The organism is Variovorax sp. YR266 (genome assembly GCF_900107295.1).
Taxonomy (GTDB): Bacteria; Pseudomonadota; Gammaproteobacteria; order Burkholderiales; family Burkholderiaceae_C; genus Variovorax.
In genome coordinates, this window is the sequence record NZ_FNPM01000006.1 from 1 (window position 1) to 18,200 (window position 18,200).

Consider the following 18,200-nt stretch of genomic DNA (forward strand, 5'->3'; position numbering starts at 1 on the left):
TGATCCACAGCGGTGACATCGCGACTGTCATGTTTCTGTGATTGGCGAGTTGGGGTGGAAGGTAGACCGAGGCGGTGAAGGTCGGCTACTGGCCGCATGCCGCTCTAGGGGCGGACGGTCCCTTGCTGCGACACAAACACGTCAGCGAAGAATACGAGGCCGTTTGCATCGGGGTCAACGATGAACTTCCGCGCACGCTCGACGGGAAAGATGTTCGTATCACCAGCCCTCACGGCAAATCCTTCACCATCTCTCCCGGCGACCCACTCTCCTTGGAGTTCACGGCGAAGGATTTCACCTAGGTAGGCCCCCACGAGAAAGCCAGCGCCGTTGAGGGTGGACTGGTCGGCTCCGATGTCCTTCAGGGCGGTCAAAATTTTTTCGAGCACCCGCACCGAACCGAGGTTGAACGAGAGCTTTGCCCCCATGTCCGTCGCCGTCTTTTCCAGATGGGCGCATGCCGCATCAATGGTGCCTTGGAGGGTCTTGCCGGTCATATTTCTGGCTCAATGGAAGGTTGGTACGAAGGTCCGGTTCTGGCCGAATTCTGTCCGCGGTTGCAGGTCCCGGTTGTTCAATTCTGGTAGAGGGTCGCCCAAGTCTCGGTGAAGGTGTCCAGGCCCAGCCGCCGTTCGTGAGGGTCTGCATTCTTGAAGAGGCCGGAACCGACTCCGAAATCCTGCACAGCGTCCCGAAAGCCGCCGGAAAGGCCAACCGGGATGCCCCAAGCGCGATGCTTCCACACCGAGAAGGGACTGTCCAGGAGCTTCGCAATGGTGGTCATCGCAGCACGCAGTTCGACTCGGCGAGCACCAGCGGAGGACGCAGCGAACGCGACGACGAGAATGGAGCTGAATTGAGGTGAGTGGTCCTGCTTGCAGGGCGGCGCGCAAAGGAGGTGCATGTAGAAATCCGGAGCCTCGAGGTTCTTCTCGCACACGTTCCAAGAAGGCGCCCAGACTTCGGTTCCAACGAAATTCCAAGTCTCTGCGTCGGGGCTGCTCGTAGGTGAACCGTGAGTCCAACTGGCGTGTGACTTTTGGTCCCACCCCATTCGACCGAACGCCACCGACCGGTGCTGTTTTCCAAGGCCCATCGTCTGGCTCGAACGGACAAACGGTTTTCCTCGAGGAGAGCCCACAAAGGGGGACAGTAGCGGCGCAATCTCTCGCCACACCGACCATGCCCATGGCAACACGCCAGGTGCGCCGAGCACGACATAAACTTCGTATTCCTTGGCGTGGTACGAAATGGGATTCTCCGTATTCGATAGAGGGTGGTTGCTCTTCGGCGCAAATTCTGCCTCGCCGTCGAACGACCGGTTCTGGCCGAATAGCGCTCTTCAGTTGGCTCCAGCCCGGCGCACCCAAGGCGAGCCCGCGTCCGCACGCGAGGCGGTCCATCCGAGTGGCAGGTCTGCCAGTTCAACTAGGGTTCTGTCGCGCGCTACCAATTGCGCCAGAGCCACAAGCATCGCTTGCGACATATCAGCGGCATCGCTCGTCAGCATCTGCCAAGCGCCATCGTCTGCATCATGGGAAACGTAGAGGATTGGCGCGGCCCCATTCATGATCGACCTCACGGTGAAACATGCTAGGTTCGGAGGGTCTTCGAAGGGCCACATGTCGTCAGCGTTGGACATGATTTTCGCCTTGGAGCGTTGGTTATCGGCGCGATGGAGGGGCGATGCCAAATGTCGGCTCTTGGCCGCTACCAGTACTTCTCATATTTGGCGCTCCGGCCATCGGCGGCGAGGAAGGTTATCGGAAAAAGCGTCGCCTCCGGTACACCTAAGTGTCGAGCCACGCGAGCCGCTGCTTCCTGGCCTTCGCGCTTCATGTTCACGTTGAACATGATTTCCTCATCGCCACAGAACACAGCGAATGCAAAGCCGCCGGTCAGGTACCCAGGCAAAGTTTGACCCGACGAAAAGCGCGCCTCCGCGCCTACATGCGTGCCCCGAACCAAACTCACTGGCGTGTTTCCGAGGTACGGATAGAAGTACTCGCCGTTCGGGTCAGGCTCTGCCCTGCGACGCTTCCATGCTGCGGCGACATCCACCCCCCAAGAGGCGATTTCGATGTCCTGCTCTGGCTCCTCCCATTCCACCCAGACCGAGGCTTCTTCGAATGCTGCGCGGGTGAGCTCTTGATGGGTACGGAATCGGAACTCTGTCATGAGCGGGCCTGAAGTTGGACGGGAAAGTTGAGTGACTGGTTCTGGCCGACTGTAGTCTCAGACGTTGGTGGCGCAAGGGCCCCTGCTTCTGAGTGGACCGAAGCCCCCAACAGCAGCCGATTGAAGCCAGGAGGAGATCTTTGACGAACGGGCAAGCACTACCGTCGCCAAAACTGCCACCATCCTGTGCGAACCGACTCAACTTCTGCTCCTGATTTATCTGCTTGAGCATGCACTGGCGAGGCTGACCAGCTTTGAAGCTGATCGCGCTGGAAGAAGCCACGGGTCAACGGCCTGAAAAACTGATCTTCGTTCAGACGGACACCAAGCGGCTGCAGAAGCGTGGCTAGGTCGACCTCGTACTTGCCTGAGCTGAATGTCGCGACGACCGCTCCGCCCTGGAGATGCATTCCCTCGTGCATGCATACACCGCCGAAGCAGTCAACTTCGATGTAGACGAAGAACGCCTCCGGAAATTGCGCCGAGAGCGCTGCCAAGCCCGTTTTCACTTCATCGATCTGGGTGAGGAGACGTTCCGCAGCATCCTCTCCTTCAAGTGGATGAAGGTCGAGCATGTTCGGGCAGCGGACGATGAAGCCGTCAAACTGGTCGTCCAGGCGCTTGGCCTCACAGAAATCCCAGCGCCGCAACGCCGTATCCGCCGCTTCCGCGTTCGCAGTCAGAAAACCGTTGAATTGATAACCCATGTTGAAAGCTTGAGATATTCAGCCGCACTACGCAACACCCCAATCCGCTCCGATCAGGGCCGCCTTCAGCTGAATTTCGCCTTAGTTCCGAGTGTCGGGTTCTGGCCGACTGTAGCCTTAAGTACGACTGGCGCAAGAGCGGAAATTTAAGCAACTACTCGTTTTTTGACGACGCCGGGAAAGTTCCAATCGGGAACAAGTAGTGCGTCCCAATCTACCTCTTCGTAGGAGTATTGCGCCTCGAAGGCACCATCGCGGGACAAGCGAAATTTGCAACGTGAAAACACCCGGACGTCGCCGTCTGGAAGTCTTTCTCGAAGTTCTCTCAATAGCCCATCCAGGTCATTCGGCAGAACTATCCCGACTTCCTCGAGGCCTTCAGGCGAGCGAGTCACATAGCTGCCCAGTAAGGAGCTTTGTGTCTCATCCACATGGTAGTCAATGACAAGCGCCATCCAGTCTGGCTCCAGAAGATGCGAGACCGAATCGAAAACTGCTTGAGGCAAGTGGGTTGGGTTCTTCATTTCGCGCCACAAAGAAGTCAGTCTTAATCTAGCCTCGGGATGTCCGGTCTTGGCTGCGTTGCGCCAGCATGACGAACGGCCGGTAGTGGCCGAGAGCCGAGTTTGCGGACCTAGGGAAAGTAGACGAGGCCGAGCGCCCTCAGTTGACGCTCGATGTCGTCACTCGGAGGTGCAACGAAGACTTTGATTTGAATCTTGGCGGTCTTCGACCCGTCGGCCTTGGGTGTCCCCTCTTGGTGAAGGTCTTCAACGACCACGTTGAAGCGGTCCCCGTACCTGCCCTTGAGTTCGCCGAAGGCCACGAGCGCCCTGTCTAGCGTTCCGCCTGGCTCAGGCGACCAGTCTGCGTTTGCGCCGAAGGTCCAAAACCCCATGTGATTTGCTCTCTTTTGTGCCTGAACTGGAGCGACGAATGCCTGCATCATCAGCAGAAGCAGGAAGAGGCGCAGCACTTTTATCAAGCTCACTCCAAATTTGAATGTTTGACCGAATGTACCCGCGGATGGCCCTCGTTCCACGGCACAGGAGCCCAAGACTGAGCGGCCGACGTGAACGTCTGGTTCTGGCCGATAGTACCCCTCCGACCAGCGCTATCGCAGGTCAGCACCCAGTCTGAATCGAACATTGAACGCAGTCACTCCAATTTCGACCGCGGCCAGGATCAACCCTTCGAACTTCTGCTTGTCCGCTGCTCGTCTCACACAAAAGCTCAGTGGTGCGCTCCCGCATGCTCATCTGCGATCCGCAGCAGCGGTCAAGCTGCCAGCGTCACAGCTGCGCTCATTGTGCGCAGGCCATCGGGTGCTCCCTGCAGCGAAATAAATATGGAGCCCGCAGGCTGCGGGGCATTTGTGGAGGGGGAATGCCCGGTGGTCCGTGCCCACGCCCTGAACAATGAACAGCTCTAGACAGCCTGCTTGTGCCGCTCAATGCAGACGTCCAGCGTTTCCGCGCCGGGCCGCCGCCACCAGTCGAGGTTCGAAAAGATCTCGACCTCGCTGAAACCGGTAAAGCCAGCGTCCTCTACCCACCCGCGGATCTTCTTCAGCTCGACCACGCCGTCGCCCATCATTCCGCGGTCACTCAGCAGGTCGCGGGTAGGCGTGAGCCAATCGCAGACGTGATACGCCAGCAGCCGCTCGCGACCGGCGCGGGCAATCTGCTGTTGCAGCTTCGGGTCCCACCACACGTGATAGATGTCGAGGGCCACGCCGATCATGCCGCTCTTGCCTGCGTCGAGTTCGTCGCAGAGGTCGAGTGCGTGTTCCAGCGTGTTGATGCAAGCGCGGTCGGCCGCCTGCATCGGGTGCAGGGGCTCGATGGCGAGCGGCATGCCGACTTCGCGGGCGTATTCGAGCGATGCGGCGATGCCGTCGCGCACCTCGCCGCGCGCGCGGCCGATGTCCTTGTAGGTGACCTTGCCTTCGAGCGCGCCGGGCAGGGCGCCGACTACGAGCACGAGACAGGGCGCATCGAGCGTCTTCGCTTCGTCGATGGCGCGGCGGTTGTCGTCGAGCGCGGCCTTCAGGCCAGCCGCATCGGGCGCGGGGAAGAAGCCGCCGCGGCAGTAGCCCGAGAGGCCGATGCCGTGCGCCTTCAGCTGCCTGGCCACCTTGTCGAGTCCGACAGCCGCCACCTGGTCGCGCCAGGGGCTGATCGCGCGGATGCCGCGCTCGGCGCACTGGTCGATGATGCGGTCGAGCGAAACCTCCGCGCCGGACTGCTTGCGCACCGTGGCGGTGTTGATCGACAGCCAGTCGTGGTTCTGAGAGAAATCGCGCATGGTCCGAATCAGCCTTCCACGCCGTGCAAAGCCAGCAGCGTCTTCATGCGCTGAATCGCCAGCTCCGGCTGCTCCAGCAGGTTGGCCGCATCGGCCAGCCGGAACAGCTCGGCAAAGTGCTGCAACGAGCGTGTGCTTTGCTGACCACCGACCATCGTGAAGTGCTTCTGGTGGCCGTTGAGCCACGCCATGAACACCACACCGGTCTTGTAGAAGCGCGTGGGCGCCGCGAAGATGTGGCGCGACAGCGGCACCGTGGGGCCGAGGATGGCGTGGAACTTCTCGGTGTTGCCCTGCGCAAGCGCACCGAGGGCGGCGCTCGCGGCGGGGGCGATGGCGTCGAAGATGCCCAGCAGCGCATCGCTCTTGCCGTGCGTCGGTTCGCTGCCGAAGCCGTCACCGGCAATCAGCTCGGCGTAGTTGAAGTCGTCGCCCGTGTACATGCGCACGCCCTTCGGCAGGCGCCGGCGCATCGCAATTTCCTTGTCCTTGTCGAGCAGCGAGATCTTGATGCCGTCGACCTTCTCCGGATGCGCCGCGATGATGCCCAGCGCCGTGTCCATCGCCGCATCGACATCCTTCGTGCCCCAATAGCCTGCCAGCGCAGGGTCGAACATGTCGCCCAGCCAGTGCAGCACCACCGGCTGCTTTGCCTGGCTCAGGATGCGGTCGTACACGCGCTCGTAGTCGGCCGGGCTCTTGGCCACGCGGGCCAGCGCGCGGCTGGCCATCACGATCAGCTTGCCGCCGAGCGCCTCGATGGCGGCCATCTGCTCTTCGTAGCCGCGGATCACGTCGTCGACGCTCTTCACGTCGTCGATGTTCAGGTGGTCGGTGCCGCAGCCCGAGGCGACCAGCGCACCGGGCACGTCCTTGGCTGCGTCGAGCGAGCGGCGGATCAGCTCCAGCGAGGTCGGCCAGTCCAGGCCCATGCCGCGCTGTGCGGTGTCCATGGCTTCGGCCACGCCCAGGCCAAGCGAGAACAGGCGGCGGCGGTAGGCGATGGTGGTGTCCCAGTCGACCGCGCATTGCAGCCACGGATCGATGGCCGCCAGAGGATCGGCCACCACGTGCGCGGCCGAGTAGGCGATGCGGTTGAACTTGATGCCCGCATCGGGCTTCACCGGTGCGGTGCCGCGCAGCGCGTAGGGCGCGAGCGTGCCGCCGGCGGTAGGGAGGTTCAGCGAAAGAGCCATGGCGAGGGACCTCAGACCTTCAGCGCCGGAACATCGACCCAGCGACGGTCTTTCCACGATTCGAGCGCGGCCTCGACCAGCTGCACGCCCTTGGCGCCTTCGGGCAGCGTCCACTTGTACGGCTCGTTCTCGACCACGTGGCGAATGAAGTGCTCCCACTGGATCTTGAAGCCGTTGTCGTAGACCTGCGAGTCCGGAATCTCCTGCCACTGGTCGAAGAAATTCATCATCTGCTTCTCGTCGGGGTTCCACACCGGGCGCGGCGTGGCCACGCGCGACTGGGCACGGCAACTCGACAGGCCCGCCACGGCCGAGCCGTCGGTGCCGTCGACGTGGAAGGTCACGAGATCGTCGCGGCGCACGCGCGTGACCCAGCTCATGTTGATCTGCGCGATGACGGGTTCGCCGTTGTGGCCGGTGAGCTCGCAGGTGGCGTAGGCCGCGTCGTCGGCGGTGGCCTCATACGGCTTACCGGCTTCGTCCCAGCGCTTGGGGATGTGGGTGGCGCCAATGCACGACACCGACTTCACTTCGCCGAACAGGTTGTCCAGCACGTAGCGCCAGTGGCACATCATGTCCAGGATCATGCCGCCGCCGTCTTCCTTGCGGTAGTTCCAGCTCGGGCGTTGGATGGGCTGCAGGTCGCCCTCGAACACCCAGTAGCCGAACTCCAGGCGCACGCTGAGCATGCGGCCGAAGAAGCCGGCGCGGCGCAGCATGTCGAGCTTGCGCAGGCCGGGCAGGAAGAGCTTGTCCTGCACGGCGCCGTGCTTCAGGCCCGAGCCTTCGGCGAGGCGTGCGATCTCCACCGCTTCGTTCAGGTTGGTGGCAATCGGCTTCTCGCAATACACGTGCTTGCCGGCGCGGATGGCCTTGGCCAGCAGCGTGGGGCGCATCTGCGTGGTGCCGGCGTCGAAGAAGATGGTGTCGTCCTTGTTCTCCAGGGCCTTGTTGAGGTCGGTGCCCCAGCGCGCGATGTTGTGGGCCTTGGCGAGCGCTTCCATCTTCTCGGCGTTGCGGCCGATGAGGATCGGGTCAGGCATGACCTTGTCGCCATTCGACAGCGTGACGCCGCCTTGCGCGCGGATGGCGCAGATCGAGCGGATCAGATGCTGGTTCATGCCCATGCGACCGGTGACGCCGTGCATGATGATTCCTAGACGTTGGGTGGCCATCGTTTTCTTCCTTGAGATGCGAGAGAGATTGCAGATCGAAGCGGGGGGCTTCAGTAGACGGAACGCATGGCGTCCCACGAGATGCCGGCGCCGGGTTTTCCGGTGGCAAAGCCGGGCGCGGTGGCGAGCGAGGACAGGTCGAGCTGCCCGTCGCGGATGGCGAGGCGCACTGCGCCGTCGCTTTGTTCGTACAGGCCTGGATGGGCGCGCAGCAGTGCCTGCTGTTCAGCCTCGGGAGCCGCGGCAAGGCCGTTGACGTAGTGGTGGCCGTTGCGCTCCACGTGCGAGAGGCCGAGCCAGGAGACCAGCGCCAGGTCTTGCTGCACGCCGATGCCGGCCTGCATGGTGAGGTCTTCGCCGGAGAGGAAGTAGCGCGGCTTTTCCTCGGAGGCGTTCCAATGCGCGCAGCGCGCTGCGTTGATGACCGACTTGTAGAAGCCCTTGCAGCTCTTGCTCGATACGCCGGTGTAGCCAAGCGCGCGGGCCTGCACGAAGGCATCGAGCATGGCGTCGGATTCATCGATGAGCAGCGGAATGCGCTTGCCGAGCGCGGACACGTCGCGCTGCAGGGCTGCATCGCGGCGGATCGGCTGTTCGACGAAGACCGTCTTCTGCGAGAGCTTCCACAGCACGGGGGTGGACAGCATGCGGTCGAGGAAGACGCCGAAGTCGTCCGCATCGGCGTATTGCTCATTGCCGTCGAGCGTCACGAGCTGTGCGTGGCCGTCTATCACGCGGGCGATGCGTTGGAGTCGGTCGATGTCCTGCGCGGTGTTGCCGCACAGCTTGAGCTTGAAGTGCGTGAGACCGTAGCGGCGCACGGCCGCTGCGAGCGTCGTGGGCAGGCCGTCGGTGGGGGCGTCGGGCTGGGCGTCGCTGTCGTCGATGGCATCGGCCAACCCGACTGTGTGGCGCGCCGCGATGCGCGTGCGCGGCGATTGCCTAGACAGGAAGCCGGGCATCTCGAAGCCTGCGAGGTCATCGGCCAGACCGCTGCCTGCGACGTCGATGCCGCTCAGGTTGCCGCTCATCGCCGTCGCGAAGCTCACGCCGCTGTGCAGGCATAGTGCGTCGAGCAGCGCGCGGTCGATCAGCGCCGGGCCGTAGCTGGCCACGAGCGGCTGCAGGCCCTTGGCCTTGGCGCGCGCCTGCAGCGCGGCGTAATTCGACGCGAAGTGAGTCCAGGCGGTCTGTGCATCGGGCTCGGCGGTGTAGGCCTCGCGCGCGTCGCGCAAGGCGAAGCGCAATTGTTCGAAGTTCTGTTCGTTGGTGAGCGCGGGGGTCTTGTCGAACCACTTGGGCACCATCATCTCGGCGGCGCAGCCCTCGGCCGTGCGGCCGTCCGAAAAGCGGATGCGGGCCTTCACGTAGACCTGCGGGCAGGCGGTGACGGTGGCCGCGCCGAAGCGGAACGGCAGCCGCAGCGTGACGTTGCGCTCGGCAAAGCGGATCTCCTCGACGTGAAAACGGATGGCATCCATGGCTGGCGCTTTCAGTGGTCCAGGATGCCCTGCGAGAAGAAATGCGCGCGCACCAGCTTCGTATATGCGCCGAACTCGGCCGAGGCCATCATGTCGAGCGTGCGCGGGCGCGGCAGGTCGATGTCGTACACCGCGGCGATGGAGCCGGGCCGCTCGCTCATCACGATCACGCGGTCCGACAGGAATATGGCTTCCGGAATGCTGTGCGTGATGAGCATCACCGTCTTCTTCGACGCCATCCAGATGCGCTGCAACTCCAGGTTCATCTTCTCGCGCGTCATCGCGTCGAGCGCACCGAAGGGCTCGTCCATCAGCAGCACCGACGGGTCATGCAACAGCGCACGGCAGATCGACGCGCGTTGCTGCATCCCGCCCGAGAGCTGCCAGGGGTATTTGCCCTCGAAGCCCTTCAGGCCGGCCATTGCCATCAGCTCGCGTGCCCGGGCCCGCGAAGCCTCCTTGGGCAGATGGCGCATCTCGGCCTGAAGCAGGATGTTGTCTTCCACGCTGCGCCAGGGCAGCAGCACCGCGCTCTGGAACACGATGCCCACATCCTTCTGCGGACCCTTGATCGGCTTGCCGGCCAGCGTGAGGCTGCCGCCGCTGATGGGCAGCAGGCCCGCCACCATCTTCAGCAGCGTGCTCTTGCCGCAGCCCGAGGGGCCGACGACGGAGACGAACTCGCCTTCCTTGATGGCGAAGTCGAGTGGCTTCAGCGACTCGACCGGGCCGTCCTTGCTTTGGTAGATCTTCGAGACGCCGCGCGCTTCGATCAGGACTTCAGTGGACATGGAGAGTAGTTAAAGGACGGAAGCGGACGAGGCGGCGGGATGCTGAGGTCTTTTCGGGGAACACCGCGGAACCGGCTTTGCCGGGCCGCAGGTGTTGCCCCCGGTAGGGGGGAAGGAGAAGCGACACGAAGTGCGCGGAGCCTGGGGGCGAGCCTGCTTACGGCAGGAAGTCGAGCGTTACGTAGTCTTCGGGCTTGCCGCGTGTGGACGCATCCATGCCGCCGTACTGCACCAGCAGGTCGAGTGAGTCGCTCACGTTCTTCATCGCCACGCGGTACGGGCGCTGGTTGGCCGTTTCCTTCGTGTGATAGAGCGCCACGCTCTGCTTCATGCCGACGATCAAGGTGTCGCGCACGCCGGCCTTGGGGTTGGCCTTGAGCATGGCGTCGACCGCGGCCTCTGGGCTCTTCTCGGCGGCTTCGGCGGCCTTGGTGGAGGCGCGCATGAAGCGCTTCACGAGGTCGGGGTTCTCGGTCAGCAGGTTCTTGTTGGTGATGATTCCGGAGCTGATCTGGTTCACGCCGGAGTCGGCGAAGCGGATCGGCGTAACGGGCTTGCCGGTCGCGTCCTGCAGCTTGATGGCCTGGTCCATCACGTAGCCCAGCAGCAGGTCGGCCTGGCCGTTGGTCACGGCATTGAGCTTGGTCTGGCCGTCGCCCGAGACGATCTTCACCTGGTCGGCCGTGATGTTGTTGACCTTGAGGAACAGCGGCCACATCTGCGACATCGAGTCGCCCGGCGTGACGGCCACCGTCTTGCCGATGATGTCCTTCGGCGTCTTGATGTTCTTCTCGGTGAAGCCCATGACCGACATCGGGCTCACCTGGAACAGCACGCCGGTCGACTTCAGCGGCGCGCCCTTGGCGGCGGCCTTGATCATGGTCGTGACGTCGATGTAGCCGAAGGTTGCCGACTTGGCGGCCACCGCCTGCGCGGTGACGGCGGAGCCGCGGCCTTCCTGGATGTCGAGGTCGATGCCTTCCTCGGCGTAGAAGCCCTTTTCCTTGCCGAGGAAGAAGGGCGCGTGCTCGCTGTACAGGTACCAGTTGAGCATCAGCGTGACTTTGTCCTTGGGCTTGTCGCCCTGGGCCTGCGCAGGAGCGATGGCGAAGGTGGCGAGCGCTGCTGCAGCGAGCAGCGAGGGAAGCAGTTTCTTCATGGTCTTGTCTCCGGGAGTTGTTGGCTTTGCGAAGGAACTTGAAGCGGAAAACTCAGTTCGCGTGGCGCTGCGAGGCGTGCCAGGGAATCATCACGCGCTCGACCAGGTCGACCGCGACGAAAAGAATGACGCCGATGCTCGAGAGAACCACCAGCGCGGCGAACATCAGCGGCAGGTCGAAGTTGCCGTTGGCAACCTGCAGCACGTAGCCGATGCCCGAGTTGGAGCCGACGAATTCACCGACCACCGCGCCCACCACGGCCAGCGTGACCGACACCTTCAGGCCGCTGAAGATCGAAGGCAGCGCCTGCGGCAGGCTGATCTTGAGAAAGGTCTGCAGGCGGCTCGCACCCATCGAGCGCGAGAGGTCGAGCATGTCGGGCTCGACCGACTTGAAGCCCATCACCGTGGACACCACCACAGGGAAGAAACCCAGCAGGAAGGCGCTGATCACCTTCGGGAAGATGCCGAAGCCGAACCACACCACGAACAGCGGCGCGATAGCGACCTTCGGGATGCTCTGCGAGAACACCAGCAGTGGATAAACGTACGACTCGACGACGCGCGAGTAGGCGATGACCATCGCGATCGGAATGCCGATCAGGATCGTCAGGCCGAAACCACCCAGCGTGGCGAGCGTGGTCTTCCAGCTCTCGGCGAGCAGGCGCGGCCACTCGGCGACGAGCTGCTTCACGACCTCCCACGGCGGGGGAATCAGGTAGGCCGGAATCTTGAAGAGGCGGATCGCCAGGTCCCACAGCACCAGCAGCAGCAAGATGAGGATGAAAGGGCGCAGGGCCGGGGAGAGCAGGAGCTTGCGGAACATGGCGAGGGCCGGGGCTTTCAGGGGACTTGCTTGTTTACTGTTGGACCGAGAGCCCGGCTGCCTTCACGAGCTGCGCGTTGCTCGCGATCTCTTCCTTGATGTAGGCGTCGAACTGCTCGGGCTTGAGCGTCCAGGCGTCGGCGCCGAGCTTGGCGAAGCGCTCCTTCACCTCGGGCGTGGCCAGCGCCTTCGCCACCTCGGCGTGCAGGCGCTCGACGATGTCGCGCGGCGTCTTGGCGGGCGCCATCATTCCAATCCAGAAGTTGAACTCGGAGCCGGGCACACCGGCCTCGGTGGTGGTGGGCACGTCGGGCAGGGCGGCGGCGCGCTTGGGCGAGCCGACGGCCAACGCCAGCAGCTGGCCTTCCTTGATCTGGCCGATGACCGGGGCGATGGGCGAGAAGTAGTAGTCGACGCGGCCCGAAAGCACTTCGGTCACGGCCTCGCCCGATCCCTTGAAGGGAATGTTGGTCGCGTCGATCTTGGCGGCCATCTTGAACTTCTCGGCGTTCAGGTGCGTGGCGCTGCCCTGACCGGCAGAGGCGAAGTTCATGCTGCCGGGCTTGGCGCGCGCGGCGGCCAGCAGCTGGGGCAGCGTCTTGATGTTCTTGCTGGGCGAGATCACCAGCGCATTGGGCAGCGACGAGATCGGCGTGACCCCCGCGAAATCGTGCACCGTGTCGAACGGCAGCTTGGCGAAGGTCGAAGGGCTGACCGTGTGCGACGACGAATGGATCATCACCGTGTAGCCGTCGGGCGCAGCCGTGGCCACCGCCTGCTGGCCGATGGTGCCGCTGGCGCCGCCGCGGTTGTCGACCACCAGCGTCTGGCCCATGCTGGCGCTCATCTTGTCGGTGATGGCGCGGGCAATGATGTCGGTGGTGCTGCCGGCCGCGAAGGGAACGATCACGCGGATGGGCTTGCTGGGGTAGCCGTTCTGCGCGGCGGCCAGGCCCGGTAGCAGTGCAGCGATGCAGGTCAGTGAGGCAACGACGGTGGTGCGTGCAGTGCTGGCAAAGAGCTTCATGGATGTCTCCGCGCGGTCGGGCCGCTTTCTTGAACCGATCAATTCACCAGTGAGTGAATTATAGATTGTAGGAACGGCTGCGCCGCAGCGTCAACGGCCGCTGCCTAGTAGATACCCGGAGAGTGCGAAGACGCGCTGATGAAGCTCAGTGCAGGACGTAGCCCAGCACGAGATCAGTCATGTGCGAGAGGCGTTGCGCCATTGCCTTGGGTGCGCGCAGGTCACGGCCGAAGATGGCCGAGAGCGTGTGGTTGTTCGAGAGGTAGAAGTAGCAGAGCGACGCGATGGAGATATAGAGCTGCACGGGGTCCACGCCGGCGCGGAACAGGTTGTCGCGCCGGCCGCGCTCCAGCACGGTGTCGAGCAGCTGTACCAGCGGCGAGTTCATCTCCTGGATGCGCTCGGAGCGCTTGAGGTGCGCCGCGCAATGCAGGTTCTCGCTGTTGAGCAGCGTGATGAACTCGGGGTGCTCGAGGTAGTAGTGCCAGGTGAACGAAACCAGCTGGCGGATGGCCTCGACAGGCTCGATCTCGTCGAGGTGCAGGCGCTGCTCGGCCTCGCGGATGTCGGCGTAGGTGCGCTCCAGCACCGCGAGGAACAGGTCGTCCTTGCTGCCGAAGTAGTAGTAGATGAGGCGCTTGTTGAGGCCCGCGCGCTCGGCGATGCTGTCCATGCGCGCGCCGGCGAGGCCGCGCGCGGAGAACTCGTCGCGCGCCGACGCGAGGATGGCGAGCTGCGAGCGGTCGGCGTCGCGCGAACGGGGTTCGATCACTTCGGCGGCGTCGGGTGAGGGGTCCTTGGAGGCCTTCATGGCGCGAATTTAACCAATTGGGGAATTAACGCAAGGCGTCTGGAGCGGGCGCACATAATTGCCGAAGACATTTGCAGCTGAGGTTCTACTTCTCATGAGTACATCACAACCCGCAGGCCACCTGATCGTGGAGTGCCTGGTCGAACAGGGCATGGAAATGGCGTTCGGCGTGCCGGGCGAAAGCTTTCTGGCGGTGCTCGACGGCTTTCATGCGTACCGCGATCGCACGCGCTTCATCGTCAACCGGCAGGAGGGGGGCGCGGCCTTCATGGCCGAGGCGCACGGCAAGCTCACCGGGCGGCCGGGCGTGTGCTTCGTCACCCGCGGGCCCGGCGCGACGAACGCATCGATCGGCGTGCACAACGCCTTCCAGGATTCGACGCCGATGGTGCTGTTCGTCGGCGACGTCGGCAGCGACTTCCGCGACCGCGAGGCTTTCCAGGAGGTCGACTACGGTAGCTTCTTCGGACCGAGCACCAAGGGCTTTGCCAAGCGCGTGGAGCGCATCGACGATGCGAACCGCATTCCCGAATACATCGCGCGCGCCTTCGCCACCGCGATGAACGGACGGCCGGGGCCGGTGGTGCTGGTGCTGCCGGAGGACATGCTGCGCAGCGAGACGACGGCTCGGCCGCTGGCGCGCGTGGAGGCGGTGGAGCCCTGGAGCGACCCGGGTGCGCTGCGCATCTTGCGCGAACTGCTGCTGAAGTCGCAGCGCCCGCTGGTGATTGCCGGCGGCGGCGGCTGGACGACGCAGGCCGCGCAGGCGCTTCAGCGCTTTGCGGAGAACTGGCGACTGCCGGTGGCGAACGCCTTCCGCTTTCAGGACACTTTCGACAACCACCATCCGCTGTATGCGGGCGATGTCGGCATCGCGATCAACCCGAAGCTCGCGCAGCGCGTGAAAGACGCCGACCTGATCCTGGCCATCGGTCCGCGCCTGGGCGAGATGACGACCGGCGGCTATACGCTGCTCGAAGCGCCCAAGGCGAAGCAGACGCTGGTGCACATCCATGCGAGCGCCGAAGAGCTCAACCGCGTGTACCAGGCCGACCTGGCCATCAACGCCGGCATGAGCGCAGCCGCGCGCAGCCTGGAGGTGCTGAGCGCGCCGCCGACGCTGCCCTGGGAAGAATGGACGCTGCAGGCCCACGCCGACTACGAGGCCAACCTTGTGCCGCAGGCGCTGGCCGGCATGCCCGCCGAGACGCCGCGCGGGCCGGTCGACATGGCGGAGGTCGTCGCGCTGCTGCAGAAGCACTTGCCGGCGGACGCGGCCATTACCAACGGCGCGGGCAACTTCGCAAGCTGGGTGCATCGCTACTTTCGCTATCACGGGCTCGCGAAGGGCGCGAAGACGCAGCTGGCGCCGACCAGCGGAGCGATGGGCTATGGCGTGCCGGCCGGCATCGCGGCCAATCTTGCGACGGGGCGCGTGGCCTTCACCATCGCGGGCGATGGCGATTTTCTGATGACCGGGCAGGAGCTGGCGACGGCTGCGCAGCATAGCGGCAAGAGCATCGTCGTGCTGCTCAACAACGGCATGTTCGGCACCATCCGCATGCACCAGGAGCGCGAGTACCCCGAACGCACGAGCGGTACTGCGCTGCGCAACCCCGACTTCTGCGGCCTCGCGCGCGCGTATGGCTATGCGGCCGAGCGCGTGACGGAAACGGCGCAGTTCGAAGCCGCGCTGCTGCGTGCGCTGGCGGCCGATACGGGCACGCTGATCGAGATCCCGCTCGACCCTGAAGTGATCACCACGCGCGGCACGCTGGCGTTGATCACGCGTTCGGCGAAGCAGCAGCAGGCGCAGGGCTGAGCGCCGAGCGATGTCGGGCCACTTCGTCGCGCAAGGACGGCGAGCGCAGCTCGAACACGTCGAACAGGCCGAGCGCGTCGAGGGCGGGGATCAGGGAGACCAGGTCTTGCTCGGCGGCGTGCCTGTCGGCGGCCGACGCGCTTGCGTCTTCGAGGATGCGAACGTTGGCGAGGAAGGCGCCGACCGATCCCTTGCGCAATGTGCGACCGTTCACGACGGTGAAGTCTGCGCCGTCGGGCAGTACGTCTTGGGCTTTCATGGATGTTCCTTGGATGGGTTGTTGAGGATCAACTCGATGCTAGGCAGCGTCGCGCGTTCGGGCTTGCGGCGCGGGGCCAATCGATACCTCTGGCGGGCCAGCCATGGCTGCTGAGGCCCCTGTGAAGCTCTGGATCAACGCCTACGAGGCGCCGCGCGTCACGGGCTACCACGCGCACGAAACCGGCCAGCTGTTCGCACTGCGCGAGGGTTTGCAGGTCATCGAGACGCCTTCGGGCCGCTGGGTGCAGCCGCCGGGGTGGATCGGCTGGATCGCACCGCGCTGCGCCCATGCGGCGCAGAGCTTTGGTGCCACCGCGGGCTGGAGCTTGCACATCGACTCGATGATGGCGGCGTCCTTGCCGGACGGGCCGCATGTGTTTGCCGTCACGCCGCTGGTGCAGGGGCTGGTCGACCGGCTGACCTCGATGAATGCCACCGAGCCCCTGCTGGAGCCGCGCCGTGCGCGTCTGGTGGGCGTGCTGATCGATGAGCTTGCGACAAGCGCCAGGCCGTCGCTGCACCTGCCGATGCCGCAGGACAAGCGCCTTGCCGCGATGGCTGCTGCGGTGGCCAATGATCCGGCGTTGCCGGACAGCATCGACGAATGGGCCGATCGCATCGGTATGGCGCGCAGGACGCTCACTCGCCGTTTCGCCGTGGAAACGGGCCTGAGCTTCGCGCAATGGCGCCAGCAGGCGCGGTTGCTCAAGGCCGTCGAGCTGCTGAGCCTGAAGGAGCCCGTGACGGCGGTGGCGCTGACGGTGGGCTACAGCTCCGTGAGTGCCTTCATCGAAGCCTTCCGCAAGCACTTCGGCCGCACGCCGTCGCGCTTCTTCGAAGAAAGCGTGGCCTTGCCGCAGGCGAAAAAAAAGCCCGCATGAAGCGGGCTTTTTGATTCAGGAGCGCGAGGCCCCTGAGCGCTTACTTGACGTGCTTGCCGATCAGCGCAGCCAGTTCGAACATCGACACTTGGGCCTTGCCGAAGATTTCCTTCAGCTTGGCGTCGGCGTTGATGTTGCGCTTGTTGGCCTTGTCTTGAAGGTTGTTCTTCTTGATGTAGTCCCACAGCTTGCTCACGACAGCGGTACGCGGCAGCGGCGTCGAGCCGACCACAGCGGCGAGTGCCGGGCTGGGGGTCAGGGCCTTCATGAACGCGGCGTTGGGCGTGCGCTTCTTGGCGGGAGCAGCCTTCTTTGCGGGAGCGGCCTTCTTGGCAGGAGCCTTCTTCGCCGGAGCAGCCTTCTTGGCAGGAGCAGCAGCCTTCTTGGCCGGTGCAGCCTTCTTCGCAGGAGCCGCCGCCTTCTTTGCGGGAGCGGCCTTCTTTGCCGGAGCTTTCTTGGCCGGAGCCTTCTTTGCAGTTGCCATGGTTGATTTCCTTTTTTGGTTGAACACTCACCAATGAAAAACTTGCGTCTCCAGTGGCAATGCGGATGCTAAATGAGAAAAAACGCGTTTCCAAGGGAAAAAGCGCTTTTTTCATTGGGAGTTGTTGTTTTTTCAGAGGGGAGAAGCCCTGTTTTTCACGTTCGGCGCCCAGGCCATGTCGCAAGCACCACACCCGCGAGGGCAATGACGAACGCAACCAGCTGTGGCGAAGAGAGGTTTTCACCCAGCACGAGCACGCCGACGAGGGCTGCGCTCACGGGCAGCATCACGGCGAAAACACCTGCTTGTGCGGCTGGTACGTGGCGAAGTCCGGTCATCCAGAGCCACACCGTCCAGATGCTTGCAGCGAGCGCGTAGACCACGAGCAGAGCCCAGGTGCCGAAGCGCACCGCGGTGAAATCGAACTGCAGCGCGAACCAGATGCCGAAGGGCAGCGAGAGCACGAAGCCCCACAGGTTGATGAGCGAGGCGATGCGCTTGGGCCCCAGGCGCCCCGTGAGCGACTTGCCGATCACCGCGTAGGCCGTCTCGCAGAGCACCGCGCAGAACACGAGCAGGTTGCCGAGCCAGGGCATCGATGCCGACGAAGCAGTGGGCGATGCCGGTGCGTGTGCAGGCGACAGCGCCAGCAGACCGATGCCGAGCGCGGCGCATGCGATGGCCAGGCCGATGCGCACGGTGATGCGCTCGCGCAGGAACAGCCAGCTCGCCACGGCCACGCACGCGGGGATTGACGCCATGATCACGCCTGCCGACACCGCGCTCGTGAGGCTCACGCCGAACAGCATGCAGATCGAGAACATGAAGTTGCCGAGGAACGACTCGAGGAACACCAGCCAGCGCGTGCGCGCGGTCATCGGCGGTTCGTCGGGTGTGCGCTTGAGCCAATGCGGCATGGCCAGTGCGGCGATGCCGAAGCGCAGCCATGCGAGCAGCAGCACCGGAAAGGCGGCGACAAGGGGCTTGGAGAGGGCGACGTAGCCGCCGACGAGCGACATGCTCAGGGCCAGGCAGCCGTAGGCCACGAGGCGGCCTGATGCGGGAGCAGCGGAGTTCAATAGACTGAAGTTCTG

General features: G+C 64.1%; 21 protein-coding genes. 2 read left to right on the plus strand and 19 right to left on the minus strand.

The genetic code is table 11. The features are described from left to right. Nucleotides 1–104 precede the first annotated feature (104 nt). The 16 genes from BLW48_RS16610 to BLW48_RS16680 form a co-directional block, all read right to left on the minus strand. Nucleotides 105–497: a hypothetical protein gene (locus BLW48_RS16610; RefSeq protein ID WP_093176404.1), complete on the minus strand. Its 393-nt coding sequence runs from the start codon at nt 495–497 to the stop codon at nt 105–107. A gap of 77 nt (nt 498–574) precedes the next feature. After that, a complete protein-coding gene (locus BLW48_RS16615; protein WP_256330794.1) occupies nt 575–784 on the minus strand; it encodes a hypothetical protein in 210 nt (69 codons plus the stop codon). A 558-nt stretch (nt 785–1,342) separates the two neighbouring features. Next, nucleotides 1,343–1,642: a hypothetical protein gene (locus tag BLW48_RS16620; RefSeq protein WP_093176407.1), complete on the minus strand. Its 300-nt coding sequence runs from the start codon at nt 1,640–1,642 to the stop codon at nt 1,343–1,345. A gap of 68 nt (nt 1,643–1,710) precedes the next feature. Then, on the minus strand, nt 1,711–2,178 hold the full coding sequence (locus BLW48_RS16625; protein WP_093176410.1) for a hypothetical protein: 468 nt from the start codon (nt 2,176–2,178) through the stop codon (nt 1,711–1,713). Nucleotides 2,179–2,336: 158 nt separating this feature from the next. Continuing rightward, nucleotides 2,337–2,885, minus strand: coding sequence for a hypothetical protein (locus BLW48_RS16630; protein WP_093176412.1), 549 nt, complete (start codon nt 2,883–2,885; stop codon nt 2,337–2,339). 146 nt (nt 2,886–3,031) lie between these two features. After that, nucleotides 3,032–3,409: a hypothetical protein gene (locus BLW48_RS34995; protein ID WP_143047752.1), complete on the minus strand. Its 378-nt coding sequence runs from the start codon at nt 3,407–3,409 to the stop codon at nt 3,032–3,034. 110 nt (nt 3,410–3,519) lie between these two features. Then, the gene (locus tag BLW48_RS16635) at nt 3,520–3,870 is read right to left on the minus strand and encodes a hypothetical protein (RefSeq protein WP_143047753.1); all 351 of its coding nucleotides are present in this window, start codon (nt 3,868–3,870) and stop codon (nt 3,520–3,522) included. A 443-nt stretch (nt 3,871–4,313) separates the two neighbouring features. Beyond that, nucleotides 4,314–5,192 carry a sugar phosphate isomerase/epimerase family protein gene (locus BLW48_RS16640; protein ID WP_093176418.1) on the minus strand — a complete coding sequence of 293 codons (879 nt, stop codon included), beginning with the start codon at nt 5,190–5,192 and terminating at the stop codon, nt 4,314–4,316. A gap of 8 nt (nt 5,193–5,200) precedes the next feature. Then, nucleotides 5,201–6,388: a dihydrodipicolinate synthase family protein gene (locus BLW48_RS16645; protein ID WP_093176420.1), complete on the minus strand. Its 1,188-nt coding sequence runs from the start codon at nt 6,386–6,388 to the stop codon at nt 5,201–5,203. A gap of 11 nt (nt 6,389–6,399) precedes the next feature. After that, nucleotides 6,400–7,563, minus strand: a complete 1,164-nt coding sequence (locus tag BLW48_RS16650; RefSeq protein WP_093176423.1) for a Gfo/Idh/MocA family protein — start codon at nt 7,561–7,563, stop codon at nt 6,400–6,402. 50 nt (nt 7,564–7,613) lie between these two features. Further along, complete coding sequence (locus tag BLW48_RS16655) at nt 7,614–9,044, minus strand: enolase C-terminal domain-like protein (protein ID WP_093176426.1); 1,431 nt, start codon at nt 9,042–9,044, stop codon at nt 7,614–7,616. Nucleotides 9,045–9,055: 11 nt separating this feature from the next. Beyond that, nucleotides 9,056–9,835, minus strand: coding sequence for an ABC transporter ATP-binding protein (locus tag BLW48_RS16660; protein ID WP_093176428.1), 780 nt, complete (start codon nt 9,833–9,835; stop codon nt 9,056–9,058). Between the two features lie 157 nt (nt 9,836–9,992). Next, the gene (locus BLW48_RS16665; protein WP_093053108.1) at nt 9,993–10,994 is read right to left on the minus strand and encodes an ABC transporter substrate-binding protein; all 1,002 of its coding nucleotides are present in this window, start codon (nt 10,992–10,994) and stop codon (nt 9,993–9,995) included. 52 nt (nt 10,995–11,046) lie between these two features. Further along, the gene (locus tag BLW48_RS16670) at nt 11,047–11,820 is read right to left on the minus strand and encodes an ABC transporter permease (RefSeq protein ID WP_093053105.1); all 774 of its coding nucleotides are present in this window, start codon (nt 11,818–11,820) and stop codon (nt 11,047–11,049) included. Between the two features lie 34 nt (nt 11,821–11,854). Next, a complete protein-coding gene (locus BLW48_RS16675) occupies nt 11,855–12,847 on the minus strand; it encodes a tripartite tricarboxylate transporter substrate binding protein (RefSeq protein ID WP_093176431.1) in 993 nt (330 codons plus the stop codon). A gap of 145 nt (nt 12,848–12,992) precedes the next feature. Then, nucleotides 12,993–13,658 (minus strand): TetR/AcrR family transcriptional regulator, encoded by a 666-nt coding sequence (locus tag BLW48_RS16680; protein WP_093053100.1) that lies wholly within the window; start codon nt 13,656–13,658, stop codon nt 12,993–12,995. A 94-nt stretch (nt 13,659–13,752) separates the two neighbouring features. On the opposite strand from BLW48_RS16680, the gene BLW48_RS16685 reads away from it, so the two are divergent. Then, nucleotides 13,753–15,480 (plus strand): thiamine pyrophosphate-binding protein, encoded by a 1,728-nt coding sequence (locus tag BLW48_RS16685; RefSeq protein ID WP_093176434.1) that lies wholly within the window; start codon nt 13,753–13,755, stop codon nt 15,478–15,480. Here the strand turns inward: BLW48_RS16685 and BLW48_RS16690 are convergent. Continuing rightward, complete coding sequence (locus BLW48_RS16690; protein ID WP_093081682.1) at nt 15,443–15,739, minus strand: hypothetical protein; 297 nt, start codon at nt 15,737–15,739, stop codon at nt 15,443–15,445. The two genes, BLW48_RS16685 and BLW48_RS16690, sit on opposite strands and share 38 nt — an antisense overlap. 103 nt (nt 15,740–15,842) lie before the next feature. On the opposite strand from BLW48_RS16690, the gene BLW48_RS16695 reads away from it, so the two are divergent. Next, nucleotides 15,843–16,622, plus strand: coding sequence for an AraC family transcriptional regulator (locus BLW48_RS16695; RefSeq protein WP_093176437.1), 780 nt, complete (start codon nt 15,843–15,845; stop codon nt 16,620–16,622). A gap of 40 nt (nt 16,623–16,662) precedes the next feature. Here the strand turns inward: BLW48_RS16695 and BLW48_RS16700 are convergent, their stop codons facing one another. Both BLW48_RS16700 and BLW48_RS16705 read right to left on the minus strand, forming a co-directional pair. Further along, complete coding sequence (locus BLW48_RS16700; protein WP_093081677.1) at nt 16,663–17,106, minus strand: SWIB/MDM2 domain-containing protein; 444 nt, start codon at nt 17,104–17,106, stop codon at nt 16,663–16,665. 155 nt (nt 17,107–17,261) lie between these two features. Continuing rightward, on the minus strand, nt 17,262–18,185 hold the full coding sequence (locus BLW48_RS16705) for a DMT family transporter (RefSeq protein ID WP_093053086.1): 924 nt from the start codon (nt 18,183–18,185) through the stop codon (nt 17,262–17,264). Nucleotides 18,186–18,200 lie beyond the last annotated feature (15 nt).